Here is a 14,560-nt window from a genome sequence, read left to right on the forward strand (position 1 = left end):
TTTATTCAGATTGTAGGCTACGTACAGGGTTGGTTGTCGCAGAAGTGATGGCTTGATAGCAAACCGTAATCAGAGCAATTCCCAAGGTTGTCAAGGCTGTAAAGGCAAAGACCCACCAATCCAAATTCGTCTGATAAGCGAAATTTTCCAACCAATTACGCATGGCAAAATACCCGACCGGAAGGCCAATAATTATCGCAATACATACCGGCTTTAATAAGTCTTTAGATATTAGAACTACAATACTTTGCACCGATGAACCCAAAACTTTCCTCACGCCAATTTCCTTAAAACGCTTTTTCGCTGTAAATGAAGCCAAGCCAAACAACCCTAGGCATGCAACCAATATTGCCACGTTGGCGAAGATCGTCAGGATGGTCTGCTGGCGAAGGTTGCTTTTATATAGTCTGTCAAACTGTTGGTCCAAGAATCGGAATTCCAAAGGATAGGCTGCTGCTACCTTGCTGTAAGTCTGCTCGACAGTGGCTATGGTTGCGGCCAGATTACCCGGAGTTGCTTTTATCAAAACAGTCCTCCAATCTTCGCTAGGTGAAATGACCAGGGGTTCAATAGTTGACTTTAACGACTGAAAATTGAAATCTTCAACTACCCCAATGATTCGCCTCTTCGCCTGGTCCCGGACCGTATTTTTTATCCATTTGTCAAGAGCCTGCTCTGGCGTCCATCCTAATTTGGAGGCTGCCGTGCGATTGATCAAAACGGCTTCAAGGGAATCACTCGCCAAGCCAGGCGAAAAATCCCGTCCAGCGACCATTTTGAGTCCTAGAGTAGCTACATAGTCGAAGTCTGCATACTCTGTGCGGGCATTCCACTTTTCGTCAAGCCCTTCTACCTCAAACATCTGTGAGTCAAAAAAACCACCCGGTTCTCCGGACATGGCAGACACTGAAGAAATGCTGGTTTCATTCTGTAGAAGACTTTTGAACTGGCTGAGATTCTTATAGATTTCAGCGTTGTCAATCGCCACGACGAGGGTCTGTTCTGAATCATAGCCTAATTCTTTGTTTTTCACATATCTCATTTGTTTGGATATGATCGTGATACCGACGATCAGAAATACCGAAATGCTAAACTGTATAACTACCAAAGACTGCCTGAAAACCGCTCCGCCACTTCCAAGTTTCAATTTTCCCTTCAGGGCCTGCACGGGAGAGAAGGCTGACAGGAAAAATGCTGGGTAGCTTCCTGCCAGCAGCCCGACTACCACTATAATTCCGAAAAGGAATAGGTAAATAGGTAAGTATTGCCAGGAAACAGTCAGCGAGTAATCCAATAATTTGTTATACCAAGGCATGGACAGCATCAGAAGTCCAATTGAAATGACGCACGAAATGCAGGTAATTAGCACTGATTCTCCAATAAACTGCCCTATAAGATTGCTTCTTTGCGCCCCCATTACCTTGCGCAGTCCTACTTCTTTAGATCTTTCTGCGCCACGGATGGTAGACAAGTTCATGAAATTGATACATCCTATCAATAGAATAAGTGCTGCTATAAAAATGAATATATAAACCGTGGTTTTATCGCCATGTCGGGCTCCATCGGGACTGTTGTCAAAATAGACTTCATCCAGTGGCATGAGGGAAAGCACCCAATTAAATCCATACTTTTTCAACTCGGCACCCATGTATTTGTCCATGAACTGGTCCAATCGATCCTCCAACTGTGATTTGTCCACCTTCGGATCCAGCAGAACGTACGTATAGAGAGAGTTAGAAATCCAATAATTCATAGATTCCTCATTTTTATAGTTGACTAAAGGAAGGACTAGGTCAAACTCAAGATGCGAACTTGACCCTGTGTCGGCCACGATGCCTGTTACCTTTAGCGATAGACGTTGATTCAACTCGATTACCTGATCCATGGCGTCGTCGATGCTGCCAAAGTACTTTTTGGCAGTTGTTTCGCTCAGCACAACACTTTCTGGGAATTTTAAGACTTCACTTGCATCGCCGCGTAGCAGAGAAAATGAGAATAGCGAGAAGAAATCCTCATCGACCGCGACTATTTTCTTTTCCTGAAAGGATTTAGTACCGATTGTGACTAAGCCATCTGTCGGCTTGACGCGAACTGCCCTTTCGATCTCCCCACCAAAATCATTGAGCAGTGCCGGTCCATACATTCCCGATAGGTATGCTACGCTCGACTGTTTACCGTCAATCGAAAAACCACGCTTCACGCGGTAAATATTGCTGCTCTGGGTGTGAAAGCGATCGACATTGAATTCATTGGCGACATAGATGAATATCATCAGGCACACAGTAATGCCCAGGGTCAATCCAGACACATTGATGAGAGAAAAGACTTTGTCTTTCATCAAATTTCTCCACCCGATTTTAAAATAGCTTTTATACATACCGTAGTTGTTTACATAGTGATAAGGTTTTCTGGGCCTAATGATGCCCGGACGAAATAGCAAAAGCACATCTTTGATAAATCGCCAGTCCGCTTTCCGTTTTCCCAGAGTCTGGAAGTTTCTCTCGTATACTTCTATAAGGTCTCCTTCTATGTAATCCAGCATCCGAGGATGGCAGAACCAGCGGAAGAATCGGAGAAATAGTTTCGGAGGTGTGGGATTCTGCTGATTCATTACTTAAATCCCGGCTAAATTTGATTGCCAAATCGTTTCTGGAATTGCTGCCCAAAGTTGATCACGGGTATCTTTGGCATATTGAATAGCTTTCTTTCCAAGTGCCGTGATCTCAAAATATCTTCTAGGACGACCAGCCCGTTCCTCGGTAGCTTCACCGGAAAATGATTTGAGGTAGCCCTTATCCTCCATCCTATTCAGTGCAGTATGCAAAGCACCCATGCTTACGGTTCTTTTTAGACGGGCCTCAATCTCGTCCTTAATGGCTACGCTGTAAGCTGAATTATTTAAGATGCCTACGGTGAGAATTACTATTTCTTCAAACTCACCTAATTGAAAGTTCTTCATAGGAAAACGTTTAGCATTATATCCGCCAAAAGGCCTGGTTTAAAGCCATTAAGAAACGGATTAGCATATTATCTAAATGTAGGATTAATATTCATGCCAAAATCAAAATTGCTGTTTAGGCTAATTTGAGCAGGTATTATGAACTAGTAGATGTCCGAAAAAGTACACTTTTGAGCGTTGATGAACCTTAGTTTAGAAGAGTATTAAGTACTGAGGCTTGAAACTATTTGATAAAAAAATAGGATTGTAATTAATGAATTCAGAAGCAATAATACTATGCTCTCCCTCCGAAGAAACTTGCAAATGAAGAAGAATTTGTGTCCATATAGTGAAGAGATACCCAGACTTGAATTTCATTCTTGTCACTGATGTAAAACAGAAATGTATGTAGGGAGATTTAATAAGGAAAGGATAAAGAATAGTATACTTTAAAAACAGACTTATAATTACTATAAAATTTTCAAACAATGTTTCAAATAAGATCTGAACGCAACTATCTAAAACAGTACGGCTTTAGTGATATTAAAGGCTTTTAATCAAATCGATTAACTTATCCTTTGTGATCGGTTTGATCATATAATCGGTAACTTCGCTGATTGCCTTTGCTCTTCGGATATCTTCAGGTGATATAGAAGATGAGCAAATGTAAATGACGATCTCTTTATTAACAGAAGGATTAATACCAGTGTAGTGCTCGAGAAATTGCCACCCATCCATGATTGGCATGTTGAGATCCAAAAGGATGATTTCTGGTAGCAGATCAGCATTATCCTTATTTTCTTTCAGAAAATTCAACGCATCTAAGCCATTGTCATAAACCTTTATTAAGTCAAAAAGCTTAGTCTGCCTTATCGTTTTTTTTGTTATAAATACAAAAATCTCATCATCATCAATGAGAGTTATTGATCTTGTCCGAATCATCTATTTGGGATTTAAATTCTATAAAAAAAGTACTGCCTTCTCCGGGTTTACTCTCAATCCAAATTTTCCCATTCATTGCTTCTACTTGATTTTTGGTCATATACAAACCAAATCCTCTAGCGTCAGGGTGCTTATGAAATGTCTTACGGATTTTAAATACATTGTCTTTATGTATATCTAAATTAATACCCAAACCATTATCATTTACGGCCAATACTATTCTGTTATTTTTTTTATTTATTGTTTCTATTTTAATTACAGGATTCCTATCAGGTGACTTATATTTGAGAGCGTTGCTTATTAAATTGGATAAAATACTGTCTATATAATTTTGAGGAAAATAAATTACTGGTGCTTGCTCAAAGTTGTACTGTATATCGGCCTTGAATTGATCTATCTGAGCTCCAAAGCGCTGTAATACTTTTTCTAATGCATCCTTTAAAACAATTTTATCAACCTTTATATCAATATCCTGACTAACTTGAATAGATTCTACTAATTCATTCAAATCGTCCATTAAATAATTAACCACTGGTTTTACTTTAGCTAAAACCTCATTTCTTTCTATTTCATCCTGGCTTTGCTCAGCATAGTCGACCAACATTGATATATTAATCAATGGAGCTCTTAAGTTATGAGATAGGATACTGCATAAATCTATAAGTTGAGTATTCTTTAATTCCAGAAGCCTGGCATCCTCGATTGCTTTTAAATAAGCAATTTTTAGTTGATTTTCACTTTCTTTCTTGACAGTAATATCTGAGCTAATACAGGAATAGGTAATAGATTTATCTGTCTGGTTTTCAATTCGAAAAATATTTGTGTCTAACCAATAGATTGACCCATCCTTAGCTTCGATTTTAATCTCTCCACGCCATTTCCCAACTTGAGCAATTGTTTCCCAAATATTAGTTAGTGTTGAGGAATGAATTTTCGAAATTATGACATGATAGCTTTGTCCTAATAACTCATCAGAAGAATATTTAGTTATTCTACAAAAATTATCATTTATATGAATAATAACCCCGTTATGGTCAGTTGTTGCCATCAAAAATGAGTTATCGAAACCGTATTGATATCCTGATAATTTCTCCATAATGAATTTATACAGCAATGCTTACAGACTTGTTTATTTTTTTAATGTGTTACAAATCCTTTACAGTTCGAGCTATATCGTGACAGAATTAGAATTTATTGAAGTAGTTCCGAAAAAAGAAACTACTCAACTTCATAAATTAGCCCAAAAAGGTAAATATTACTATGTATTGAATTTCCAATTGTTATAAAAAAAGGAAAAACCTAATTATATATTTTACTCTTATTTTATTTTAACAACCTCGATCAACTAATCGAAAGGATCAAATAATTTTAAATTTAACATCCTCAACTATCCAAAATCCAAGCCAACTCTAAAATGACCTGAAGCAAAGAGCTCAAATCACATTAAAACCTCTCTTCAAATCGTTTTTAATCAACGATCAATCTGTTTTTTTAAATTTCAGTTTCCCTCCCTTCGCTCAGAAAAAAGATAATCGTTATCCGTATTAATGAGCAATTTACGGATGACGGCATTAGTTGGATTTCGAATTTTTGATAAAAATTAAAAATACAGTATGTTCAAATAAATAGATGCATTTCCTTATTAAATAGTATACTTGAAAGTCTTACAGGTTTAAATTACCAGCTTTAATTGCGAGTTGAAGATTCTTAAAAAAACCATTTCTCCCTTATCTGAAAGTCTTTGGAAATCCGATATTTTTCTAAAACTAAGAAAAAAAATAATTGTTTCACTTGAGGACTAAGGATTGAAGGAAAGTTTGAAAATATGTACCTCTTAAAGAATGTTAATTATCCTATTTGAATGAAAACACAACCAGAAGTTTGGCTCAGAGGTATGCTACCTCAATATTCTCCAGGTCTGCAACCCGTAGCTCATGCTATATTGCAAGCCCAAGAGGAAATCAATATTTTGATGATGGATTTTCCTACTGAATTGCTCTGGGAAAATCTGGCAGGCATGGCATCTCCGGCATTCCACCTGCAGCATATTGCAGGAGTAATGGATCGCATGTCTACTTATGCCAAAGCCGAGAGTCTGAGTTCTGAACAGTTTGATTATCTGAAAGCAGAAGGTGAAAGAAATGCTCAATTAACTATCCAAGAATTGGTCAAGCAACTTGATCAGCAGATTTTAAAATTTTTAGAAGTTCTTTCACAAACTGACCCAGCCACTTTAACTGAATATAGAGGAGTTGGTAGGGCTCAATTGCCATCTACTGTCGGTGGAATTCTTTTTCATGCAGCCGAACACACTCAGCGACATTTTGGTCAGTTATTAGTGACTTGTAAAGTGTTGATATCGAAGTAAATTTTCTTATCGGATTTATGGAAAATTTATTATTGATTATAGCAAATCATAGGAATCTTTTAAAAAATCAAGTTCTTAATATGTGGTTGGATAAATGAAAATTTCGAAGAAAAGCAGACTAAAAGCAGAAGCTTTGCTGTAAGGATTTTTATTAGAGTCCATGCAATTAATCAATGAAAGAAGCATGAGAAGAGACAAGAGGTCAGAGTGGATTTATGCCAGAAAACTAAAATGGCATAAGTCAGAAAACTTATGCCATTGGTCAATGTCGCAAACCATGCCTTCACATCCACTCATCTGATACCTAAATCCACGCTATAAGTAAGGACTTACTCATATTGAGCCAGTGAACATCTATTTAGACAACTTATTCCGCTTCTTCTTGCAAAGAATTAATGTTATTGTCATTGTAGAATTTATCACGATATTCTTGAAATTCCTCTTCCAAAGCAGTCACTAAAGTGAGATTGGCATCTACATTCTGCCACATATCCGGAAGCTTTTTTTCCAGCAATCCTACCCCTAGATTGATATTATCTGCCTCAATCTTGGATATTTTTTTCAACACAGAAGTCTGGCTGTTCTTCAAATCATCAAATTCTCTAAGAATTTTGTCCATCATTTCTACTTTCTCTAACTTATCCATAATTGTATTTTTTAAGTTTATAGCAAAGCGCCACTTATATTAAAGGTATAATTACCATGCCTAATAGGTTCCTGAATTTTTTACTATAGCGGAGCATGATAAATTAAAGTTAGAGCCAAGCAACATTTGAGTGATAAAATCCCGGGGTAAATCAATCAATTTTACTTTTTCGGTATGTCCATTCACCAGAGAAACACATATTTTGCAAACCCTTCTGCAACCGAAGGATTTTGATAAAAACCCTATTTCGTAGTTCTCTAAATTAAGAAGATGCATATTTCACAAAAGCTTATACTCTCCTTGAGCGGATTGCTGGCTATTTTTTCCGGCTGCACTCCCGAAAAATCTCCTTTCGATATTTCCCCCGCAGACTCTTTAGACCCTAAAAGAATGGAAGCGCCCTACCCTTCCATTAGCATTCCTGAAGGTACTGATTTGGAATCTCCACGCTGGAAAGGAATTGACCTGACTCCACAACCTCCAGTGGTGCCAGTGTCGGCTAATGAGGAATTGAAATCCTTTGTTCTTCAGCCTGGCTATAAGCTAACTCCAATACTATCTGAGCCTCAAATACGTGAACCTGCAGCAATTCAGTTTGATGGAAACGGACGTATGTATGTATTGGAACTGAGAACTTACATGCAGGATATTGATGCGAATGGGGAGCTGATGCCAACGTCGAGGATTTCACGTTGGGAGGATCAAGACAATGACGGAGTCTATGAGACAAGCGTCATATTTTTAGATAGCCTGGTTTTTCCTAGATACGTGGTACCGTTTGGGAAAAACACGATTTTGTCTATGGAATCCAATGAAGACAATGTGTACAAATACACAGATACAGACGGGGATGGAAAAGCTGATAAGAAAGAGCTTTTTGCAACAGGTCTTGGAAGATCAGGAAATGTGGAGCATCAGACAAGCTTCCTCACTTGGACTATGGATAACTGGATGTACAGCACCTATAATTCCAAACGAATACGCTGGACACCGGATGGTGTGATACAGGAACCTACCGGTAATCCATACGGGCAATGGGGAGTTACCCAGGATAATTATGGCCAAGTTTGGTTTCAGGATGGAGCAGGCGGAGTTCCCCAAAACTTCAATTTGCCCATTGTCTATGGAAATTTTGGTATAAAAGGCCAATACAAGGACGGGTTCAGAGAGCCATATAGTTTGGTGAAATTGGCAGATTTTGAACCAGGTATGCGTGAAACTAAACCTGATGGTTCATTAAGTAATGTGACAGGATCTGCTGGAAATGATGTTTTCCGTGGAGATAGGCTTCCTAAAGAAATACAAAACAAATACTTCTATGGAGAGCCTGTAGGACGCATTGTCCGTCAGGTCGATTCGGAAAAGATCGAAGGCCTGACTTATATTCAGAATCCATATGGAGAATCGCAAAAGGAATTTATCCAATCTACAGATCCACTTTTCCGACCTGTGGATATGGCCACAGCTCCAGATGGTACCATGTACATTGTGGATATGTATCGCGGTATAATTCAGCAAGGAAACTGGACACAGGACGGCAGTTATCTTCGAACCAAAATCCAGCAATACCAAATGGATGATATCATCGGAAATGGGAGGATATGGAGATTGACTTATGAAGGTATGGAACGCAGTAAAGAGAAACCTAGAATGTATGAGGAGACGTCTGCAGAGCTGGTAAAGCACCTTTCCCATCCAAATGGCTGGTGGCGCGATATGGCTCAAAAGCTCCTAATTCTCAATCAGGATAAATCTGTTTTCCAGGAGTTGCAAGATTTAGTGAACACTTCAGACAATGAACTGGCCCGCATTCATGGACTATGGACACTGGAAGGCTTGAACTCTCTGAGTGCTGACTTAGTAAGGAAATTGATGAAAGACAGCAGTCCCAAGATTCGTATCCAAGCTCTTCGTGCCAGTGAGAGTTTATACAAATATGGCGACAAAAGTCTCGCGGAAGATTATAAAACCATGGTACATGATGCGGACGTGGATGTCGCACTACAGGCTTTGCTAAGCGCATACATTCTTGCTATTGATGATTTCGAAGACATTATCAATACCGCTATTAAAGAAAATCCTGCTCAGGGATTTCAGGTGATTGGTACCCAGCTCTTGGAAAAAATCACTGAGCAAAAGAAACGGGCGGAATCCAAGTTTGCTCCACAGCAACTAGCTCTCTTCACAAAAGGAAAAACCATATTTGACAGCTATTGCTCTACCTGCCACGGTGCCAAAGGTTTGGGCACTCCGACTGGTGGCGGGGAATTAATCGCGCCAGCTTTCTCAGGCTCACCAAGACTCATGGGGCATCCTGAATATGCTGTGAAAACGCTTCTTCATGGCCTGACCGGAGCTTTGGACGGCAAAGAATATGAAGGAGTAATGATCGCAATGGATAGCAATGATGATGAGTGGATTGCTTCAGTTGTATCCTACATAAGAAATGATTTCGGGAATTCTGGAAGTTTTGTGTCCCCAAAATATGTGGCCGAACTCAGAGAAGAGACTGCTTCCAGAGAAGGAACATACGGATTTGACGAGCTAATCGGAGAAATCCCTAAAGCGCTTACACTGCAGGATAATTGGAAAGTCACAGCCAGTAGCACGGCATTGCAGGGAGTTGGCTCTACTAAAGACCCCTCCTATGCTTTCAGCTTCAAAGGTTGGAAAACTGAAGGTCCCCAAAAATCCGGTGATTGGTTCCAGATTGAGCTGCCTACTGACGTCAACTTCACAGAAATACAGTTTGATGCTGGAGAAAAAGAGTTTCCTAAAGAATACAAAGTTTCTATTTCCTCAGATGGAAAAAAGTGGACAGAAGTAGCGAAAGCAGCAGGTAAAAACGGTATGAATTCACTTCAGTGGAAATCTTCTGAATCAGTTCGATTTATTAAAGTGGAGACTACCGAAAAAAGTGAAGAACCGTGGGCAATGAAGCAGCTAGTGATTTTTGCTAGATAAATAATTGAGATTTAATTTATTTAAGATTTATTCGTTTAAAATCCAAGAAAACTCCTAGACAGTTTAAAAGACAAAAGCGATGAATTTATACCACCGCTTTTGTCTTAAATTTACAATTGCTTGGAAATTAACGGAGCTATATACCTAAGAATTTAAAATTAGCTACCAGCCATATGTTTTTAGTTTTGGGAACTATTGGCAAGGTTATCCTTATTCTTATATTTTTACTCAAACCCATACCCATAGATCTTCATGAGCAAATTTATAATTGGATTCGTAACAGCTCTTCTGATCATAGGAGGTATTTGGTTTTTTGTAAACAGCCAATCGGAAAAAGCTGAGCTGCAAGCCAATACATCTATGATCCAGCAGCAGATTCAGCAAGTGGGAAAGCTCATCGTGACTGAAGCGTATTATTCTCAGGTTTTCACTTATAATAATTCTCAAAAGCTCTTTTTAAATCTAGTCAGTGCGGATAAAAAGGCAATGATCTTAGCCAAGGCAAAAGCTACTGTGGAATATGATTTAAGGCAGATGGAGACGAAAGTGGACGCCGAAAATAAGACAGTAACTATCGTAAAAATTCCGGACCCAGTTATAAATATCTATCCTGAGTTTGAGTATTATGATGTGACTCAGGACTTTTTAAATCCATTCCAAGGCAAGGATTACAACAAAATCAAAACTAGCATCACATCACAGTTTCGTAAGAAAATCGATGAATCCGATCTACAAAATGATGCTCAGGAAAGACTGGTTTCTGAACTTTTGAATATTTTCATTCTTACAAAATCCATGGGGTGGACTCTGGTTTACAATGAAATTGAAATTGAAACTCAAGAGCAAATGGAAGAGCTTAAAAAATAGTTTAACTTAGACTACACACGAGGAGAATTCCACGTTTCAAATATGTTTTTGATTGAACCTTCTATTCCTTCGGTATCTCTGTTAACAATCGCTACTCCTAAAATCAAAAGTGCAGCAGCAGTGTTTAGGCCTTTTTGGATATTCTGGAGATTCTTAATAGTTCCCTGAATATCAGTAGTAATAAAATTGATTTTTTGAAGTGATTCTTCGACTTCATTCATGATCAAGGTAGTGGAAAAGGCTAAGATATCCTCTCCTGTTTGCAGTAGCATATTCTGGATTTCACTCAGCTTCTTATTGTCCTCAATTGAAAGATTGTCCCAGTTTTCATACCTGAAATCTCCGATGGCTACACTTAAAAAATAAAAGTTATCAGAGAGCTTCTTTGCTTGCTCGGAAGTCAGATTTGCCATAGTATTTATTCATTAAGTTTGTTGAATTCAGAGACCAGATCTTTCACGTTGCTGGAATAACTAAGTAGTAACTCCTGTAGATGTGCGACTGATAGTTTATTTCGGTTATCATAAAGAACCTGATGTCCTTTGGCAATTTCCTCTAGCCCTTCCCCAAAAACCTCCAGCTCCATCTCCTTTCGACGAATAGCTTCCAGAGCCCGATAGTAATCCGCTGCAGCTTGGCCTTTTTCATATTCAGAAATCAGCGTCCTGTTCATTTTCATGTCCATGTAATAAGCGTAAAGTCTCTCCCGCTTAAATTTTAATTCTCCCTTCAGATTAGTACTTATGATTACCTCAAAATTTTCCAATAGCACCTGCATAGGTTGATTAGATTCCTCTATGTATTGGACTATTTTCTTTCTTCTATATGTATCTGTAGTGGCGCGTAACAACGTATTCGAAAGACTAGTAAAAGCACCTGCCAACCGATCATCTATTTTGACTGGGCCGAATTCCTCCGCTGTCAGGGAATTTACTACAGCATCAGTGCTATACGATGTCAGCTCATTTTGGGATAAATGGCCCAATCCCTCAAAATATCCAGCTATACCATTATAGATTACCTGAGTCACACTATCAGCTTCCTGATAAAGCTCACAGGAGCAATCCTGAGCCCTCTTAATTTCATATTTCCTAATTGCCTCATCGGTGCATCTGTCCATACAATGTTGCAGAAATGAGTACTCTATCTTCTCAAAATTTTTGAGACTTTCTGTAGACATGGCAGAAAAATCACCAACAGATTTAAGATTTATACAACTACCAAGGCATAGCGAGAGAGCTATAAAAAACAGAATCGACTTTTTCCCCGAAAGAGAAGTTTTCATTGCTTACTATTTTAAAAATGGCTAATGAAATCAGCTATACAAAAAAGACCTGTATAACATTTAACCTGAATAAGATAACAAGAAAATTTTAAGCTTTGAAGCAATTCAGTGTTATAGAATACTTCATCCGGAAATTTCTATTTAATTAAAAAAGAAGACCGAAGATAAACTGCTCTCCGGTCTTCTATTTCTTTCAATTTCCTACGTAATTAAGGTTATTGACTTAATTAGGAATATAAAAATTTACTTTCTGTAACTGGACTGCCTCTCGACCATCCAGCCTGGGTATTGCATAGGCAGAGGACTTACTTTATCTATTTTTCGCAAATCATCCTCTGTCAAGAGAATTTGAGTGGATTCAACATTTGCTTTTAATTGTTCTAGAGTCTTTGCACCGATAATTGTGCTGTTTACGCCTTTTTGCTGGCGAACCCAAGCCAAAGCAATTTGAGCTATACTCGCATTATGGATTTTTGATAAATCATCCATAACATCCACAAGGTCATAAGCTTTCTCCTTGTCAATCGGAGGAAAATCAAATTTTGCTCTCCTTGAATCAGAATCCGCCCCTTCCCTGGTGAACTTTCCTGTCAAAAACCCTCCCGACAATGGGCTCCAAGGAAATATTGCTAAATCATGATCCACAGCCATGGGCACTAACTCATGCTCTATATCTCTACTGACGGCAGAGTAATAATATTGCAAGCCTATAAATTTGTGCCATCCTCTGTAGTGAGCAATTGCCTGAGCTTTTGCTACCATCCAAGCTGGCCAATTACAAATGGCTATGTATCTCACTTTGCCGGATTCCACTATATCATTTAGTGAACGCACAATCTCCTCAAGTGATGTCAAAGGATCGACACCATGCACATATAAAATATCAACATAATCCATCTGCAGTCTCTTGAGACTTGCATCGACAGAATTAAAGACATTGTATCTGGAAAGGCCAGAGCTATTAGGTTTATCTTTCATTTTAGCCAAAAGCTTGGTGGCAATCACCACTTCATCTCTTGGCACTTGAAGATCCTTCAGACTTTGTCCCAAAAGCTCTTCAGACTGGCCAAAAGAATAGATATTGGCCGTATCTATAAAATTGATCCCGGAGTCAATGACAGCTTTCATCATTTCATTGACTTCCTTTTGCTGTAGCTTCCCGATCTGTGCCCACATATCTTCCTGTTGGCCACCAAAAGTCATCGTACCAAAGCATAATTCGGAAACCAAAAGTCCGGTATTTCCAATTGAATTGTAATTCATAAGTCGTGGATTTTGTTAAAAAAAAGATTCCTCATGGTCAACAGGCAGGAGGTAAAAACAGTTTCTCAACAGTAAAAAATACTGTAGTAGATACATTCGCTAAACAAGTTAAGAAATGGTTTTAGCTGAATTTTTCCCAAAACCTTAGGTTCCCTCGATTCTCCGTCTTTACTAAACTATATGAATCTGGAATCTCTGCGCATTCTCCGCAGTAAGTCACTATTCTGCTTCCGACAGGAGTCTCATCAAACTTCCGTCTGAGTAGCTGAATATAGGCTGCATGAGCAATTACATCCAGTTCCTGCGTCTTATCCAATTTGTCTTTAGAGTTTATCATTTCTTCGAATGAATTGAAAAAATAAAAGGATCCGTACTCCTGAAATTCAACGTCAAGTAAGTTCGCATGTAAGAATTTAATGTTGTTTAATTGAAGACTCGAAGCAATTTTTCTTGAAAGTCGAACCAAATTGTCCCGTTGCTCCACTCCCACTATCTCCACCTCTTTACACATCATGGCAGCTACCAGACAAAATTTTCCCGATCCAGAGCCTAAATCAAGTAGTGACTTTCTACCCCCCTGTGATAAAAAGCGTGCTGATTTTATCGCTATTTCCAAATGAGTCCAATGTGTATTGGAGAGCTTTTGAATATGAATGGGATAAAGTGAATTAATGTCCTCATCCTTCAAATTATCCAAGTCAAAAAGTAAATCCATTTTCAAATTATCTGGGAATACTTGAAAAATTGCCTGTACGGTTCATTCCTCAAGAAATTTGTTGGTGAAAAGAATATGTTTATCAGCCCGTAAAGATGGCCTTTAAAAATTGCATTATCGAAATGGAAATCCGGTTGCACCCTACTTGTTTCATTTTAGCTGCATATATTTATTGCCAAAATATATTTTCCCTCATTGAGATACCTTTTATAATCGCCAAAACAAAACGTCCGTAACTTCAAATCCAAACGTCCTTTGAAATTCAACACATATTTCAGTATGATTCAGGAAGTATGACGCCAAATTCAACTGGCAATTCATTAAGGTCTAGATGAAATAGATCAGTAGGGTAAAAACCATCTAAAAGTATTCTTAATCCAAAATCAGAACCATAAATACTAGCAGTTTGGATAGGGTCGAATTCATTAGAATTCAAACTACCAAAGAACTCTTGCCCATATTCTTCGTCCAACGGGTATACGAATATTTCTTTGATTGATCGCGCCATGTATTCTTTTCCAATAAGATGAAGGTTCTTTTCCCTGTATTCTATTGCTTCCTGATAAGTCATA

Annotated in this window: 13 protein-coding genes; 3 read left to right on the forward strand and 10 right to left on the reverse strand. The window is 38.4% G+C overall.

Features of this window, described 5'->3' with window-relative positions:
• Position 1: 1 nt before the first annotated feature.
• From AACZ73_RS20240 to AACZ73_RS20255, 4 genes are all read right to left on the reverse strand, one after another.
• Positions 2-2,611 carry an ABC transporter permease gene (locus tag AACZ73_RS20240; protein WP_339880657.1) on the reverse strand — a complete coding sequence of 870 codons (2,610 nt, stop codon included), beginning with the start codon at positions 2,609-2,611 and terminating at the stop codon, positions 2-4.
• 3 nt (positions 2,612-2,614) lie between these two features.
• Complete coding sequence (locus AACZ73_RS20245; protein ID WP_339880658.1) at positions 2,615-2,959, reverse strand: helix-turn-helix transcriptional regulator; 345 nt, start codon at positions 2,957-2,959, stop codon at positions 2,615-2,617.
• A 522-nt stretch (positions 2,960-3,481) separates the two neighbouring features.
• Positions 3,482-3,880 carry a response regulator gene (locus AACZ73_RS20250; protein ID WP_339880659.1) on the reverse strand — a complete coding sequence of 133 codons (399 nt, stop codon included), beginning with the start codon at positions 3,878-3,880 and terminating at the stop codon, positions 3,482-3,484.
• Positions 3,849-4,976 (reverse strand): PAS domain-containing sensor histidine kinase, encoded by a 1,128-nt coding sequence (locus AACZ73_RS20255; protein ID WP_339880660.1) that lies wholly within the window; start codon positions 4,974-4,976, stop codon positions 3,849-3,851. Before AACZ73_RS20255 ends, AACZ73_RS20250 begins: the two co-directional genes overlap by 32 nt.
• Positions 4,977-5,741: 765 nt before the next feature.
• Between AACZ73_RS20255 and AACZ73_RS20260 the strand changes: the two genes are divergently transcribed.
• Positions 5,742-6,248, forward strand: a complete 507-nt coding sequence (locus AACZ73_RS20260; RefSeq protein WP_339880661.1) for a DinB family protein — start codon at positions 5,742-5,744, stop codon at positions 6,246-6,248.
• Positions 6,249-6,615: 367 nt separating this feature from the next.
• On the opposite strand, the gene AACZ73_RS20265 is transcribed toward AACZ73_RS20260, so the two are convergent.
• Complete coding sequence (locus AACZ73_RS20265; RefSeq protein ID WP_339880662.1) at positions 6,616-6,894, reverse strand: hypothetical protein; 279 nt, start codon at positions 6,892-6,894, stop codon at positions 6,616-6,618.
• A gap of 270 nt (positions 6,895-7,164) precedes the next feature.
• Here AACZ73_RS20265 and AACZ73_RS20270 point away from each other — a divergent pair, with 270 nt between their 5' ends.
• On the forward strand, positions 7,165-9,858 hold the full coding sequence (locus tag AACZ73_RS20270; protein WP_339880663.1) for a discoidin domain-containing protein: 2,694 nt from the start codon (positions 7,165-7,167) through the stop codon (positions 9,856-9,858).
• A 252-nt stretch (positions 9,859-10,110) separates the two neighbouring features.
• Positions 10,111-10,725: a DUF4230 domain-containing protein gene (locus tag AACZ73_RS20275; protein WP_339880664.1), complete on the forward strand. Its 615-nt coding sequence runs from the start codon at positions 10,111-10,113 to the stop codon at positions 10,723-10,725.
• A gap of 11 nt (positions 10,726-10,736) precedes the next feature.
• Here AACZ73_RS20275 and AACZ73_RS20280 read toward each other — a convergent pair whose 3' ends face one another.
• From AACZ73_RS20280 to AACZ73_RS20300, 5 genes are all read right to left on the reverse strand, one after another.
• The gene (locus AACZ73_RS20280) at positions 10,737-11,138 is read right to left on the reverse strand and encodes a hypothetical protein (protein ID WP_339880665.1); all 402 of its coding nucleotides are present in this window, start codon (positions 11,136-11,138) and stop codon (positions 10,737-10,739) included.
• 5 nt (positions 11,139-11,143) lie between these two features.
• Entirely contained in the window at positions 11,144-12,010 is an 867-nt protein-coding gene (locus AACZ73_RS20285) for a hypothetical protein (RefSeq protein WP_339880666.1), read from the reverse strand.
• 243 nt (positions 12,011-12,253) lie between these two features.
• The gene (locus AACZ73_RS20290; RefSeq protein WP_339880667.1) at positions 12,254-13,273 is read right to left on the reverse strand and encodes an aldo/keto reductase; all 1,020 of its coding nucleotides are present in this window, start codon (positions 13,271-13,273) and stop codon (positions 12,254-12,256) included.
• A gap of 121 nt (positions 13,274-13,394) precedes the next feature.
• Positions 13,395-13,988, reverse strand: coding sequence for a class I SAM-dependent methyltransferase (locus AACZ73_RS20295; RefSeq protein ID WP_339880668.1), 594 nt, complete (start codon positions 13,986-13,988; stop codon positions 13,395-13,397).
• Positions 13,989-14,262: 274 nt separating this feature from the next.
• On the reverse strand, positions 14,263-14,560 hold a 298-nt coding region (locus tag AACZ73_RS20300; RefSeq protein ID WP_339880669.1), incomplete at its 5' end, for a hypothetical protein.

This window comes from uncultured Algoriphagus sp., from assembly GCF_963974835.1.
In the GTDB taxonomy this organism is placed as follows: Bacteria; Bacteroidota; Bacteroidia; order Cytophagales; family Cyclobacteriaceae; genus Algoriphagus.

Excerpts from the sequence above, each read along its gene's own strand:
- AACZ73_RS20250 (WP_339880659.1), bottom strand. The coding sequence starts at position 3,880 with ATGATTCGGACAAGATCAATAACTCTCATTGATGATGATGAGATTTTT.
- AACZ73_RS20270 (WP_339880663.1), top strand. The coding sequence starts at position 7,165 with ATGCATATTTCACAAAAGCTTATACTCTCCTTGAGCGGATTGCTGGCT.
- AACZ73_RS20295 (WP_339880668.1), bottom strand. The coding sequence starts at position 13,988 with ATGGATTTACTTTTTGACTTGGATAATTTGAAGGATGAGGACATTAAT.
- AACZ73_RS20245 (WP_339880658.1), bottom strand. The coding sequence starts at position 2,959 with ATGAAGAACTTTCAATTAGGTGAGTTTGAAGAAATAGTAATTCTCACC.
- AACZ73_RS20285 (WP_339880666.1), bottom strand. The coding sequence starts at position 12,010 with ATGAAAACTTCTCTTTCGGGGAAAAAGTCGATTCTGTTTTTTATAGCT.
- AACZ73_RS20240 (WP_339880657.1), bottom strand. The coding sequence starts at position 2,611 with ATGAATCAGCAGAATCCCACACCTCCGAAACTATTTCTCCGATTCTTC.
- AACZ73_RS20265 (WP_339880662.1), bottom strand. The coding sequence starts at position 6,894 with ATGGATAAGTTAGAGAAAGTAGAAATGATGGACAAAATTCTTAGAGAA.
- AACZ73_RS20255 (WP_339880660.1), bottom strand. The coding sequence starts at position 4,976 with ATGGAGAAATTATCAGGATATCAATACGGTTTCGATAACTCATTTTTG.
- AACZ73_RS20280 (WP_339880665.1), bottom strand. The coding sequence starts at position 11,138 with ATGGCAAATCTGACTTCCGAGCAAGCAAAGAAGCTCTCTGATAACTTT.
- AACZ73_RS20290 (WP_339880667.1), bottom strand. The coding sequence starts at position 13,273 with ATGAATTACAATTCAATTGGAAATACCGGACTTTTGGTTTCCGAATTA.
- AACZ73_RS20275 (WP_339880664.1), top strand. The coding sequence starts at position 10,111 with ATGAGCAAATTTATAATTGGATTCGTAACAGCTCTTCTGATCATAGGA.
- AACZ73_RS20260 (WP_339880661.1), top strand. The coding sequence starts at position 5,742 with ATGAAAACACAACCAGAAGTTTGGCTCAGAGGTATGCTACCTCAATAT.